The 15,777-nt window shown below is 61.5% G+C and carries 1 protein-coding gene; it reads right to left on the bottom strand.

The window, feature by feature from the left end; genetic code table 11:
* Positions 1-136: 136 nt before the first annotated feature.
* Positions 137-15,472, bottom strand: coding sequence for a LapA family giant adhesin (locus ACIQU2_RS06020; protein ID WP_403139378.1), 15,336 nt, complete (start codon positions 15,470-15,472; stop codon positions 137-139).
* Positions 15,473-15,777 lie beyond the last annotated feature (305 nt).

Genomic DNA, 15,777 nt, shown 5'->3' with positions numbered 1-15,777 from the left:
GGAAATGGACCAGCGTCATGCTGTCAGCAGCATAGGCCAACTGGACGCGAGTATGCGGTGCGGCGACGAAATCGTCACCGGGGTGATGGACGCAAACGTGACGGCCGCCCCATAAGGGCGGCCGTTTTTCGTTGGATCAGCTGTTGTTGTGATCAATTTTGATGGTCGGGTCACTGCCGGCAATCAACGAGTTGATGCTGGCGCTGGACCAGTTGTTGCCTTCCAGTTTGATCGTCACATCGGGTTGCGCCGCTGCAGCATCAGCGCCGTTGAACTTGCCGGCGGAGCTGACTTGCAGGGACGACACGCCGTCCACGGTGGTGATCTTCAGGAAGTTGTCGATGGTGCTGCCGGTTTCACCCTGCAGCAGATCGCGCAAGTCGATGCGGTCACCCTCGCTGGCCTTGAAGTCCTTGATCACGTCGCTGCCAGTGTCACCGGCCTTCCAGACGAAGGTGTCGGCACCCGAACCACCGATCAGAATATCGTTGCCCTGACCACCCATCAGCGAGTCGTTACCGCTGCCACCGAGCAGGATGTCATTACCCTTGCCGGCGTCGAGGAGGTCGTTGCCACCCTGGCCGAAGAGAATGTCATTACCGGCACCGCCCAGCAGCGAGTCATTACCGTCATGCGCCCCGGACACATCGAACACGGTGTAGTGCTCGGTGATGAACTGATGCACGTTGCTGGTGGTGACTTTGCTGACGTCCACGCCGGTTTCTTTTGCGACGAACGCCTGCATCGCCTGATAACCCTCGCCGGCAACGCCGTTGAAACTCACCAGGTCACCGAACAGGATGTCGTTGCCGTCGCCGCCATTGACCGTGTCGGCGCCAGGCATCGTCGCTTCGGTGTGCCCGATGATCGAGTTGGCCAGGTCTTTCGGATCGATGTTGGTTTGCGGCGTTTTATCCGAGTCGTACGGCTTCAGATCGGCAAGGGTGACGTCCTTGTTTATGCCGATGGCTTCTACCGTCGAGACCTTGCTCAGCAGCGCGAAGCTGTCGGTGGAGTTGTCGATGGCGTTGGAGCCGGTGCTGCTGCCGTTGCCGTCGCGGGACGAGAACTCATACGTACCATCGCCTTGGGCGTGCAGTGTGCCGAAATCTTTATCTGACCAGCTGCCACCGGACTTGGTCCAGACGGTGACGTTGCCCGAAGCGGTGATATCGATCTGGTGGTTGCTGTCCGGGTACAGGGTGATCGCTTTGCCCAACTGGTAGTTGCTGGTGGTGATTACGCTGTCGAGTTTGGCGCCGCCATACAGATTCGGGTTGGTCGATTCATCGTTCTGGTAGTAAGTCGGTTTGCCGTCGGTGATGAAGTACGTGAGGTTCGTCGCGCCCTTGTTGGCAACGGCATCGGCGCTCTGGAACCAGTTGGCCGTGGTTTTGAACACGTCCTCGTAGTTGGTACCGCCGCCGGAAGCCATCGAATCCAGTACCGCTTTGAGCAGGATCAGGGCATTCGGATCGTTCAGGTTGACCGACACCGACTTGTTGACCTGGTTATCGAAGTCCGCCAGGAAGATATTCACCGTCCCCGAGTTGCCGCCCATGCTCTGCTTGAGCGTGTTGAACACCGACGTCAGCGAGTCCTTGGCTGAGCTGACCGACGACGGGCTCATACTGCCCGAGCTGTCGACCATGAACGCAATGTTGTAGTTGGTGCCCGGCACCACGGTCAGCCCGCCGATGTCGGCGACCATGATGTCGTTGCCGTCAGTGCCGCTGATGGTGTCGTCAGCCGCCGTGGCGGTGGCGGCGTTGTAGACCGCCGGGTAGACCGTTACAGGGATCGTCGCGTTGCTTTGCGCCGAACCGCCGAGCGATTCGGTGGAGGTCGAGGTTACGGTCAGGTTGAACTGGCCGTTGTAGTACGGCGGCGGAGTGACGGTCAGGGACCCGAGGTTCCAGCCCGTGACGTTGGCTTCGCCGGACGTCGCGCTGGCGGTGAAAGTGTGCCCTGCACCATCGGTGAGTACCGAACCTGCCGGAATGCCGCTGATCTTCACGCTCAGGCTTTCGGAGCCGTCGGTGTCAGTCAGGGCCGTCCTGATTGCGGACAGGTGAACGCTGGTGCCTTCTGCGGCTTCATTGAGTTTGTAGCCTTCGTAGTAGCCTTCGCCGCTGGTGCCGTGCAAATCGGACACCGTCACGCCGGAAGCGGCGAGATCCGCCACGCCGGGGTACAGCGGCACGCCGGCGCTGTTCAGGTCGACCGCGGCACTGCCGTTGACCGACAGGTTGACGTCATAGTTACCCGGGCCGCTCTGGTTGTGGTGGTAGATGTCCAGCGTGTAGTAACCGCTGGTGGTCGGGGTGAACGAACCGCTCAGTTTACCGCCCGCGCCCCACGTCGTGGCCGCCACGTTTTTACCGCCGATGGTCACCAACAGGCTGTCATCGCCGGTGCCGCTGAAGGTGTAAGTCTTGCCGGCTTCGAGGTAGATCAGGCCGGAGGTTTTCGACGCCGTGCCAGCCGCGACGCTGCCGTCGGACTGCACGTTGCTCACCGTGCCGCTGGAGTTTGGTTTGCCCGCGCCGTCGATGACGCTTTTCAGCGTGCCCGAAGACGCGCCGCTGCCATCGGTGCCGAGGCCCGACAGGCCGGTCCAGACTTCTTTGATCAGCCCGGTGGATTTGACGCTGTTGTCCGCAACGCTCAGGGAAGGCGCGTCAGCCACTGGCGTGATGTCGATTTTGATCGTGCCGGTGTTGCCCAGTAGCGAGCCGTCAGTAGGCTGGAATTGGATCTGTGCGTAGTCCGCCAGTTTGTTACCCAGGCCGGCGTTGTAGCCGTTGCTGCCGGACTCGTTGGTATCCGGCAGGAAGCGCAACTTGCCAGCGTCGATATCAGCCTTGGTGAACGTCTGGTTGTTCGCTACATCGGTCCAGGTCTTGCCGTCAGTGGCCAGGAACTGCAATTTGCCTTCGCCCGGCAGTTGAGTGATTTTCACGCCCAGGTTGGCGGCGGCGCTATCGACATCGCTGACGCCGAAGGTCGACCAGCCAAGGATCAGCGGGGTGTCTTCGGTCCCGGTGACATTAACCGGTGCGGCGGTCGGTGCATCGTTCACACCGACTACGTTGACGGTAGTGGTCGCGGTGTTGGAGTAGTTGCTGCCATCCGTCACGGTCACGGTGATGATCCGCGGCACGCTGCTCGGGTTTTCACTACTGTTGGTGAAGCTGATGTTCTTGATCTGCTGCATGTAGTCGGCAAGTGTCGCGTTACCGGACAGGGTCAGCGTGACCGTGCCATTCGTGCTGTTGGCATTGATGGTGATGCCGTTGACGCTGTTGCCCAGGTTCAGCGCATCGCCATCCTGACGGTTGGTCAGCACGATCGTCGCGCCGGTCAGCAGGGTGCTGTCCGGGTCGGTGATTTTAAGGTCGGTGTCGCCGATCGATACGCTCTGGCCAGTCGTGCCTTCGGTGAAAGTCACGTTGTAGTTGGCACCGGTGGCGCCGCTGGAGTTGTTGGCATCCAGGTCGAGCACCGGCGGCGCGTCGTTGTCGATGATCGAGGTGCTGACGCTGCCGTTGGACGCACTGATCGCCAGGTTCTCGAAGTTGCCACCGGTAGCCGAATCGATCTTGACCACGAAGTTTTCAGTGCCTTCGGTGATCCTGTCGTCCAGGGTCGCGACGTTGAAGCTCGCACTGCTCCCGCCCGCCGGGATCTGCACGGTGTACACGCCGGTGAAGTCCGAACCGTCGGCGGCGGTGCCGCTGTAGACGATTTTCAGGGTGACTTCGGTCTGCGCCGGGTTAGTCAGGTTGACGGTGTAGCTGGCGGTCTGGCCTTCGGTTACCGAGGTGCTGCCGGTGATGCTGACTTCGGTCTTGTTGAAGGTGTCGGTGACGTTGGTCTCTGCTGGAGCCGTGCTTGGTACCAGGTTCTCGAAATTGCCGCCAGTGGCGGTGGTGATCGTGGCGCTGACTTTGCCGGCGTCGATGTAGGCATCGTCTTTCGGCGCATCGACGGTGACGGAACCGCTGGTAGCGTTGGCGGCGATGGTGATCACCTTGCCGTTGCTCAACGTGACGGTCACTGGCGTGCCGGCAGCGTGGGTCAGGGTGGCGGTGTAGACGATCGAGCCGCCTTCAGCGACCGAGTTGCTGGCGCTCAGAGTCAGATTGGTCGTGTCGGCTGTGTCGGTCACGGTGGTGCTGACCGGTGTTTTGTCGGCGACCAGGTTTTCGTAGTTACCGCCGCTGACGTTGGTGATCGAGTTGGTCAGCGGAGTGTGACCGGTCAACGCGTCGTTGGGTGCGATGGCCGTTACGGTGCCCGTGGTTTTGCCGACTTCGATGGTGATCGTTTGGCCGTTGGCCAGAGACACAGTCACTGGCGAACCGGTTACCGGCGCGCCGACTGTCGCGGTGTAAGTGACGGTGCCACCTTCAGCTGCCGACTCAGTGGCTTTCAGGGTTACAGTCGAGGTGTCGATGGTGTCGGTCACTTCGGTCACTGCCGGAACAGTGCTCGGGACCAGGTTTTCGAAGTTGCCGCCAGTGGCGGTGGTGATCGTGGCGCTGACTTTGCCGGCGTCGATGTAAGCATCGTCTTTCGGCGCATCGACGGTGACGGAACCGCTGGTAGCGTTGGCGGCGATGGTGATCACCTTGCCGTTGCTCAACGTGACAGTGACCGGAGCGCCGGCGGCGTGGGTCAGGCTTGCGGTGTAAACGATTGAACCACCTTCAGCCACCGACTCAGTCGCGCCGAGGCTAACCGTCGTGGTGTCAGCCGTATCGGTAATCGAGGTATCCGCAGGCTTGCCGTTAACTTCCAGCTTCTCGTAGTTACCACCCTTGGCGTCGTCGATCTTGACGCTCAGGGAGCCGCCACCCGCGAGGGCATCGTTCGGCGCGGTGAAGTTCACACTGGCACTGCTCGAACCGACCGGAATGGTGATGGTCTGGCCGTTGGACAAGGTCACCACCACCGGCGAACCGGTGACTTCAGCAGACACGGACGCGGTGTAAACCACGGTGCCGCCTTCGGCCACAGTGCCGTTGGCGGTCAGACTGACTGTCGAGGTGTTGAGGGTGTCAGTCACCTCGGTCACTGCCGGGACAGTACTCGGGACCAGGTTTTCGAAGTTGCCGCCGGTGGCGGTGGTGATCGTTGCGCTGACTTTGCCGGCGTCGATGTAGACGTCGTCCTTTGGCGCATCGACGGTAACGGAACCGCTGGTAGCGTTGGCCGCGATGGTGATCACGGCGCCGTTGCTCAACGTGACGGTCACTGGCGTGCCGGCCGCATGGGTCAGGTTCGCGGTGTAAACGATCGACCCACCTTCAGCGACCGACTCAGTCGCGCCGAGGCTAACCGTCGTGGTGTCAGCCGTATCGGTAATTGAGGTATCCGCAGGCTTGCCGTTAACTTCCAGCTTCTCGTAGTTACCGCCCTTCGCATCATCAATCTTGACGCTCAGCGAACCACCGCCAGCCAAGGCATCGTTCGGCGCGATGAAGTTCACGCTACCGCTGCTCGATCCAACCGGAATGGTGATGCTCTGTCCGTTGGATAGGGTCACCACAACCGGCGAACCGGTCACTGGCGCGGTGACGGATGCGGTGTAAACCACGGTGCCGCCTTCGGCCACCGTGCCGTTGGCCGTCAGACTGACTGTCGACGTATTGATCGTGTCAGTCACTTCCGTGACCGCCGCTGCCGGGTTGGTGACCAGGTTCTCGAAATTGCCGCCGGTGGCGTCCTTGATGGTCGCTTCGACTTTGCCGGCGTCTTTGTACACGTCATCGGCAGGCGCCTTGACGGTCACGGAACCGCTGGTAGCGTTGGCCGCGATGGTGATCACCGCGCCGTTGCTCAATGTCACGGTGACCGGAGTGCCGGCAGCGTTAGTCAGGTTCGCGGTGTAAACGATCGAACCACCTTCAGCCACCGACTCAGTCGCGCTGAGGCTGATAGTCGTGGTGTCAGCGGTGTCCGTCACTTTGGTCACGACGGCCGAGCGATCGGTATCCAGTTTTTCGAAGTTGCCGCCAGTGCTGTCCGCGATCGCTGCACTGACGGGCGTCGCGCCGGTGTAGATGTCATTTAGCACGGTGTACGGCGCCGAACCGCTGGACTCGCCGGCCTTGATGTTGATCACCAGGCCGTTGTTCAACGTCACGGTCATCGCCGTGTCGGCCGGGTGGCTAAGCGTGGCGGTGTAGACGATCTGGTCACCTTCGCCGACGGTGCTCACATCGGCACTGAGCTTCAGCGTGGTGGTGTCGGTGGTGTCATTGACGGTGGTGGTGTGGGTGGTCTTGCTGACGTCGAGCTTCTCGAAGTTGCCGCCGTCGGTGCTGGCGATGCCAACGGTGATCTTGCTGCCGTCCTTGTAGACGTCATCGGCCGGTGCCGGGATGGTGATGGAGCCCGACTTGTCGCCGGCCTTGATGACCACGCTCTCGCCATTGCTCAGCTTGACCGTCATGTTAGTGCCGGCGGCGTTGCTGAGGTTGACGGTATAAGTGATCGTACCGCCCTCGACCACGTAGTCGCTGGCGGTCATGGTCACTTTGGTGGTGTCCACGGTATCGCTGACAGCGGTGTCCGCCGGTTTGCCGTTGACTTCCAGCTTTTCGAAGTTGCCGCCTTTGGCATCATCAATCTTGACGCTCAAGGAGCCGCCGCCAGCCAAGGCGTCGTTCGGCGCGATGAAGTTCACGCTGGCGCTGCTCGAACCGACCGGAATGGTGATGGTCTGGCCGTTGGACAAGGTCACAACAACTGGCGAATCGGTCACTGGCGCGGTGACGGATGCGGTGTAAACCACAGTCCCACCTTCGGCCACCGTGCCGTTGGCCGTCAGGCTGACCGTCGAGGTGTTGATGGTGTCGGTGACATCGGTAACCGCAGCCGCGGGGCTGGTCACCAGGTTTTCGAAGTTGCCACCGCTGGCATCCTTGATGGTCGCTTCAACTTTACCGGCGTCTTTGTAGACATCATCGGCAGGCGCCTTGACGGTCACGGAACCGCTGGTGGCGTTGGCGGCGATGGTGATCACCGCACCGTTGCTCAATGTCACGGTCACCGGAGTGCCGGCAGCGTGCGTCAGGTTCGCGGTGTAGACGATCGAACCACCTTCAGCGACCGACTCAGTCGCGCTGAGGCTAACCGTCGTGGTGTCAGCCGTATCGGTAATCGAGGTGTCCGCCGACTTGCCGTTAACTTCCAGCTTCTCGTAGTTACCGCCCTTCGCATCATCAATCTTGACGCTCAGCGAACCACCGCCAGCCAAGGCATCGTTCGGCGCGATGAAGTTCACGCTGGCGCTGCTCGATCCGACCGGGATGGTGATGGTCTGGCCGTTGGACAGGGTCACGACCACCGGCGAACCGGTCACTGGCGCGGTAACGGACGCGGTGTAAACCACGGTGCCGCCTTCAGCCACAGTGCTGTTGGCCGTCAGACTGACCGTCGAGGTGTTGATGGTGTCGGTGACATCGGTAACCGCGGCCGCGGGGCTGGTCACCAGGTTTTCGAAGTTGCCGCCGCTGGCCTCCTTGATAGTCGCTTCAATTTTGCCCGCGTCTTTGTAGACGTCGTCTTTCGGTGCGGCCACGCTGACATGGCCGGACACCGCATCCTTGAGGATGGTGATGGTCGCGCCGTTGCTCAGCTTCACGGTCATGTTGCTGCCGGCGGCCTGGGACAGGGTCGCGGTGTAGACGATCTGGCCACCTTCCTGCACCGAGCCGCTAGCGCTCAAGGTCAGGCTGGTAGTGTCAGCAGTGTCGGTGACTTTGGTGACGATGGCCGAGCGATCGGTGTCGAGTTGTTCGAAGTTGCCGCCGGTGGTTTCCTTGATCGAGGCAAGGATGTCCGCTGCGCCGGTGTAGACGTTGTTCGGTACGGTGAAAGACGCAGAGCCGCTGGACTCGCCGGCCTTGATGTTGATCACCAGACCGTTGCTCAGGGTCACGGTCATCGCCGTGTCCGCTGGGTGGTTCAGGGTCGCGGTGTAGTTGATCTGACCACCTTCGCCGACGGTGCCCACGTCTGCGCTGAGTTTCAGCGTGGTGGCGTCGATCGTATCTTTGACGGTGGTGGTGTGCGCGGTTTTGTTGACGTCGAGCTTCTCGAAGTCGCCGCCGCTGGTGCTGTCGATGCGGACGGTGATTTTGCTGCCGTCCTTGTAGACGTCATCGGCCGGTGCAGGAACGGTAATGGAGCCCGACTTGTCGCCGGCCTTGATCACGATGCTTTCGCCGTTGCTCAACTTGACCGTCATGTCGCTGCCAGCGGCATTCGTCAGGTTGGCGGTGTAGGTGATGTTGCCGCCTTCAAGCACCTGATCGCTGGCGGTCATGGTCACTTTGGTGGTGTCCAGGGTGTCGCTGATGGCGGTCGAGGTCGGGGTCTTGTCGGCGACCAGATTCTCGTAGTTGCCGCCGGTCACATCCTTGATGGCATTGGTCAGTGGCTCGTGGCCGACCAGGGCGTCGTTCGGGGCTTTAACGGTGATCGAAGCCGTGCTTTCACCGACCGGGATGGTGATTTTTTCACCGTTGGCCAGGGTGACAACCACGTCCTTGCCGGTGACCTTCGAGGTCACGGAAGCGGTGTACACCACGTTGCCGCCTTCGGCTGCGGTGGGCGTTGCCTTCAGGCTGATCGTCGACGTATTGAGGGTGTCAGTCACTTCGGTGACCGCCGCCGCCGGGCTGGTGACCAGGTTTTCGAAGTTGCCGCCGCTGGCGCCTTTGATGGTCGCTTCGACTTTACCGGCGTCTTTATAGACGTCGTCTTTCGGGGCATCGACGGTGACGGAGCCGCTGGTAGCGTTGGCGGCGATGGTGATGACTGCGCCGTTGCTCAGGGTGACGGTCACTGGCGTGCCGGCAGCGTGGGTCAGGTTCGCGGTGTAAACGATGGAGCCGCCTTCAGCCACCGACTCAGTCGCGCTGAGGCTAACCGTCGTGGTGTCAGTCGTATCGGTAATCGAGGTGTTCGCCGGCTTGCTGCCGACTTCCAGCTTCTCGTAGTTACCACCCTTGGCATCATCAATCTTGACGCTCAGCGAGCCACCACCGGCGAGGGCATCGTTCGGCGCGGTGAAGTTAACGCTGGCACTGCTGGCGCCAACCGGAATGGTGATGGTCTGACCGTTCGAGAGGGTCACTACAACGGGCGAATCAGTCACCGGCGCGGTGACGGACGCGGTGTAAACCACAGTGCCGCCTTCGGCCACAGTGCCGTTGGCGGTCAGGCTGACGGTCGACGTATCGATCGTGTCAGTCACCTCGGTGACCGCAGCTGCGGGGCTGGTGACCAGGTTCTCGAAGTTGCCGCCGCTGGCGTCCTTGATGGTCGCTTCGATTTTGCCGGCATCTTTGTAGACGTCATCGGCAGGTGCCTTGACGGTCACGGAGCCGCTGGTAGCGTTGGCGGCTATGGTGATCACGGCGCCGTTCGACAGGTTCACGGTCACCGGCGTGCCGGCAGCGTGGGTCAGGTTCGCGGTGTAAACGATCGAGCCACCTTCCGCCACGGAATCTGTAGCGGTCAGGCTAACGGTGGTGGTGTCAGCCGTATCGGTAATCGAGGTGTCCGCCGGCTTGCCGTTAACTTCCAGCTTCTCGTAATTGCCGCCCTTGGCGTCGTCGATCTTGACGCTCAGCGAACCGCCACCGGCCAGTGCATCGTTCGGCGCGATGAAGTTCACGCTGGCGCTGCTGGCGCCAACCGGAATGGTAATGGTCTGGCCGTTGGAAAGGGTCACAACCACGGGCGAACCGGTGACTTCAGCAGACACGGACGCGGTGTAAACCACGGTCCCGCCTTCAGCCACAGTACCGTTTGCCGTCAGACTGACCGTCGACGTATTGATCGTGTCAGTCACCTCGGTGACCGCAGCTGCGGGGCTGGTGACCAGGTTTTCGAAGTTGCCGCCGCTGGCATCCTTGATGGTCGCTTCAACTTTGCCGGCGTCTTTGTAGACGTCATCGGCAGGTGCCTTGACGGTCACGGAACCGCTGGTAGCGTTGGCGGCGATGGTGATCACGGCGCCGTTCGACAGGTTCACGGTCACTGGCGTGCCGGCAGCGTGAGTCAGCGTCGCGGTGTAGACAATCGAACCGCCTTCCGCCACCGAATCCGTAGCGCTCAGGCTCAGGGTGGTGGTGTCTTTGACGTCGGTTACCGACGTGACTGCCGGGGTTTGATTCGCCACCAGGTTTTCGTAATTGCCACCGGTGGTGCCGTCGATTTTCACGCTTAGCGAACCGCCGCCGGCCAGTGCGTCATTCGGTGCGGTGAATTTCACGCTGGCGCTACTGGCGCCGACCGGAATGGTAATGCTCTGGCCGTTGGACAAGGTCACGACAACCGGCGAACCGGTCACTGGCGCGTTGACCGAAGCGGTGTACACCACGGTGCCGCCTTCAGCCACAGTGCTGTTGGCCGTCAGACTGACTGTCGACGTATTGAGGGTGTCGGTCACGTCGGTAACCGCTGGCGTCTTGTCGGCCACCAGGTTCTCGAAGTTGCCGCCGGCAGTCTTGGTGATGCTGGCTTCGACTTTGCCGGCGTCTTTGTAGACGTCATCCTTCGGCGCGGCGAAATTCACCGAGCCGGTGGTGGCGCCTTTGGCGATGTGGATCACCGCGCCGTTGTTCAACGTCACGGTCATCGCGGTGCCAGCGGCATTGGTCAGGGTCGCGGTGTAGACGATCGAACCGCCCTCGGCGACCGAACCGGTGGCGCTCAGGCTCAGGCCGGTGGTGTCTGCCGAATCGGTGACGGTGGTAACCGCCGGCGAATGGTCGGTGACGACTTTTTCGAAGTTGCCGCCGCTCTGGCTGGCAATCGTAGCCTGGACTTTGCCGCCGTCGATGTACGGGGTGTTGGCCGGTGCAGCGAAGTTGACCGAACCGGTGGTGGCGCCGGCGGCGATGTTGATCACGGCGCCGTTGCTCAACTTCACGGTCATGGCCGTGTCTGTCGGGTTGCTCAAGGTGGCGGTGTAGGTGATCTGGCCACCTTCGCTGACGGTATGGCTGGCCGACAGCGACAGGGACGTGGTGTCGACCGTGTCTTTGACGGTGGTAGTCACTGACGCTTTGCTGATGTCGAGCTTTTCAAAGTTGCCGCCGCTGGCATCCGTCATCGTCACGGTGAGCTTGCCGGCATCCTTGTAGACGTCGTCGCTTGGCGCCGCGATGGTGACCGAGCCGCTGGTTTTGCCGGCGTCGATGGTGATGGTCTCGCCGTTGCTCAGCTTGACGGTCACCGGCGTTTGCGCGGCGTTGGTGAGGGTCGCGGTGTAGGTGATGTGCGAACCTTCGAGTACCGATTTTTCAGCGCTGAGGGTCAGGTGTGTGGTGTTGGTGGTGTCCGCCACATTGGTCACGGCCGGGGTCGGGCTGGTGACCAGGTTTTCAAAGTTGCCGCCAGCGGCGTCCTTGATGGTGACTTCCAGTTTGCCGGCGTCCTTGTAGACGTCGTCTTTCGGCGCGTCGACTTTCACCGTGCCGGTGGTTTTACCGGCATCGATGGTGATGGTCGCGCCGTTGCTCAACGTCACGGTCACTGGGGTGCCGGCCGCATGGGTCAGGGTGGCGGTGTAGGTGATCTGGCCGCCTTCTTTGACGTTGCCAGTGGCGCTCAGCGACAGGGTGGTGGTGTCGACGGTGTCGGTCACGCTGGTACTGACCGGGGTTTTATCGGCGATCAGGTTTTCGTAGTTGCCGCCGCTGACTTTGGTGATCGAGTTGGTCAACGGCGCGTGGCCGCTGAGCACATCGTTGGAGACCACGGCATTGACCGTGCCGCTGCTTTGGCCAATGCCAATGGTGATGGTCTGGCCGTTGGACAAGGTCACCACCACCGGCGAACCGGTGACCGGTGCGCCGACCGAGACGGTGTAAACCACGGTGCCGCCCTCGGCCACACTGCTGCTGGCGGTCAGGGTGACGGTCGAGGTGTCGAGGGTGTCGGTGACGGTGGTGACGGCTGCAGCCGGGCTTTTGACCAGGTTTTCGAAGTTGCCGCCAGTAGCGGTGGTGATCGTGGCGCTGACTTTGCCGGCGTCGATGTAGGCATCGTCTTTCGGCGCGGCGACGGTGACGGAACCGCTGGTAGCGTCGGCCGCGATGGTGATCACCGCACCGTTGCTCAACGTCACGGTCACGGGCGTGCCGGCCGCATGGGTCAGGTTCGCGGTGTAAACGATCGAACCACCTTCGGCAACCGAGTCGGTCGCGCTGAGGCTGATCGTTGTGGTGTCAGCCTTATCAGTAACCGAGGTGTCCGCAGGCTTGCCGTCGACTTCCAGCTTTTCGAAGTTGCCGCCCTTGGCGTCGTCGATTTTGACGCTCAGCGAACCGCCACCGGCCAGTGCATCGTTCGGCGCAACAAAGTTCACGCTGGCGCTGCTCGAACCGACCGGAATGGTGATGGTCTGGCCGTTGGACAAGGTCACCACCACCGGCGAACCGGTGACTTCAGCAGACACGGACGCGGTGTAAACCACGGTGCCGCCCTCGGCCACAGTGTCGTTGGCCGTCAGACTGACTGTCGACGTATTGATCGTATCAGTCACTTCCGTGACCGCAGCCGCCGGGTTGGTGACCAGGTTTTCGAAGTTGCCGCCGCTGGCATCTTTGATGGTTGCTTCGACTTTACCGGCGTCTTTGTAGACGTCGTCTTTCGGCGCCTCGACGGTGACGGAGCCACTGGTAGCGTTGGCGGCGATGGTGATCACCGCGCCGTTCGAAAGGGTCACGGTAACCGGAGTACCGGCCGCGTGGGTCAGGTTCGCGGTGTAAACGATCGAACCACCTTCAGCAACCGACTCAGTCGCGCTGAGGCTAACAGTCGTGGTGTCGGCAGAGTCCGTCACCGCGGTATTCGCAGGCTTGCCGTCGACTTCCAGCTTCTCGTAATTGCCGCCCTTGGCGTCGTTGATTTTGACGCTCAGCGAGCCGCCACCGGCAAGTGCATCGTTTGGCGCGGTGAAGTTCACGCTGGCGCTGCTGGCGCCAACCGGAATGGTGATGGTCTGGCCGTTGGACAGGGTCACCACAACCGGAGAACCGGTGACTTCAGCTGACACGGACGCGGTGTAAACCACGGTGCCGCCCTCGGCCACAGTGTCGTTGGCCGTCAGACTGACTGTCGACGTATTGATCGTATCAGTCACTTCCGTGACCGCAGCCGCCGGGTTGGTGACCAGGTTCTCAAAGTTGCCGCCGCTGGCGTCCTTGATGGTCGCTTCGACCTTGCCTGCGTCCTTGTAGACGTCATCGGCCGGTGCCGGGACGCTCACGCTGCCAGTAGTCGCGTCGGCGGCAATGGTGATGACCGCGCCGTTCGAAAGAGTCACGGTGACTGGCGTGCCGGCCGGATTGGTCAGGGTTGCGGTGTATACAATCTGACCGCCCTCGGCCACTTCGGTGGACGCCGACAGGCTCAAGCCAGTCTCATCCTTGGAGTCGGTAATGGTGGTCAGCGCTGGCTCGGTGCTCGGGGTGAGCTGCTCGAAATTACCGCCGGTGGTTCCGGTGATGGTGGTGCTGACAGTGCTGCCATTGTTGTAGACGTCATTGGCTGCGGTGTCGACGGTCACGCTGCCAGTAGTCGCGTCGGCGGCAATGGTGATGACCGCGCCGTTCGAAAGGGTCACGGTGACTGGCGTGCCGGCCGGGTTGGTCAGTGTCGCGGTGTAGGTGATCTGGCCGCCTTCGACGACAGTACCGGTGGCGGTAAGGCTCAGGCCAGTGTTGTCTTTCGAATCGGTGATCGTGGTCTGCGCCGGCTCGATGCTCGGGGTCAACTGCTCGAAATTGCCGCCGGTGGTTTCGGTGATGGTGGTGCTGACGGTGCTGCCATTGTTGTAGACGTCATTGGCTGCGGTATCGACGCTCACACTGCCGGTGGTCTTTCCCGCTTCGATGGTGATGACCGAGCCATTGCTCAAGGTCACAGTCATCGGCGTGCCCGCCGGGTTGGTCAGGGTGGCGGTATAGGTGATCTGACCGCCTTCGACGACGGTGCCCGTGGCGGTGAGGCTCAGGCCGGTGTTGTCGGCCGAGTCGGTAATGGTGGTGACTGCTGGCGCGGTGCTCGACACCAGGTTCTCGAAATTGCCGCCGGTGGCGCCAGTAATCGTGGTGCTAACGGTGCTGCCGTTCTGATAAACGTCATTGGCCGGGGTATCGACGTTCACGGTGCCAGTGGTTTTACCGGCTTCGATGGTGATGGTCGAGCCGTTGGACAGGGTGACAGTGACCGGTGTTTGAGCCGGGTTGGTCAGGGTGGCGGTGTAAGTGATCTGGCCGCCTTCGGTGACCGTCGAACCCGCTGTCAGCGTGACGGTGGTGGCGTCCGGCGAGTCGGTAATGGTGGTCACGGCCGGGGTCGGGTTTGGCGCCAGGTTTTCAAAGTTGCCGCCGGTGGCACCGGTAATGGTGGTGGTGACCGTGCTGCCGTTGTTATAGACATCGTTGGCCGGTGTCGGCACGTTCACGCTGCCGGTCGTGTTACCGGCGTCGATGGTGATGATCGAGCCGTTGGACAACGTGATGGTGACCGGCGTCTGGGCCGGGTTGGTCAATGTCGCGGTGTAGGTGATCTGGCCGCCTTCGGTAACGTTGGCGCCGGCAGTCAAGGCGACCGTGGTGGTATCGACGGTGTCAGTGACCTGGGTCACGGCCGGGGTTGTCGGCGGGGTGACGATGATGCCGCTACCACCTGTGGTGCCGGTGACGGACACGTTGATTTGAGTCGGGTCGCTATAGACAGTGTCGTTCGGCGCGAGCGGGACGTTGACGGTACCGATCAACTGGCCAGCCTGGATCACGATCACTGAGCCGTTGGACAGGGTGATGGTCAGGTCGGTCAGCGGAGCCTGGCTCAGCGTCGCGGTGTAAACCAGCACGCCACCGGCCTCAGTGATGGCCGGCGTGGCGCTCAAGGTCAGGGTCGACTCGCGCTGCACGTTGGCGCTGGTATCCGCAGTCTGGCCACCGATGGTGTTCTGTGCAGCCAACGCTGCGGTGCCGATGCCCGCAGTCGGGAAACCAATGGTCGGATCGACCCGGCCAGCGGTTGCATCCAGCATCACGAAGCTGTGACCGCTACCTGCCGCGCCGCCTGTGCCGGCAGCCGTTGGGCCGGCCGCGGTGGCTTCAAGATCGGTGGTCGGGTCGGCACCGGCAACGATGGCTTGCTGCAGCTCTTCAACTGATGGCGCGGCTTGTGCAGTGGCTTGTGCAAGGTCAGTGCTGGAATCCGGATCGCTGCCGCTCCACTGAGTGTCGCGGCCCAGGTCCAGGGTCCGGCCATCAGCCAGTTCAAGCGTAACGGCGCCCGCCGCGCCGGTGTCTACCTGATCGCCGACAAACAACCGGTCGCCTTCAACGAGTATGCGGCGGACGCCCTCTGGGGACACCGCGAAAACCTGACCGACAATGCTTTTGACGATGGCCACAACACTGCTCATTGAAGACTCTCCGGGTGTCACATTCAGTTGACTTCCATGATCCTGGCGGCGTGTTTGCCAAACAGTCTGGACGTTCTTTCAAGCTATTAGAGGCACAACTTTGACGCAGTTATTCGTCAACAAATTGGCTATATTTTTTCGTTATAAACTTTATGCCAAACTATTGACCTTGCGCACGCCATCCTAAACACTCGCCCCTGTAATGTCACATTGATATTTAAGCGCTGGCCCGTGCCAGAGAGTGTGACGCAGTTCCAAAATGCAACTTTCCGACATACGGTCATTCCGGTTGTCATCATCCGATG

This window comes from Pseudomonas sp. NPDC098740, from assembly GCF_044760065.1.
In the GTDB taxonomy this organism is placed as follows: Bacteria; Pseudomonadota; Gammaproteobacteria; order Pseudomonadales; family Pseudomonadaceae; genus Aquipseudomonas; species Aquipseudomonas rossensis.
This window is presented reverse-complemented; position numbering and strand designations above follow the sequence as displayed.

Bases quoted from the DNA above. Each gene is read 5' to 3' on its own strand.
- ACIQU2_RS06020 (WP_403139378.1), bottom strand. From the start codon at position 15,472: ATGAGCAGTGTTGTGGCCATCGTCAAAAGCATTGTCGGTCAGGTTTTC.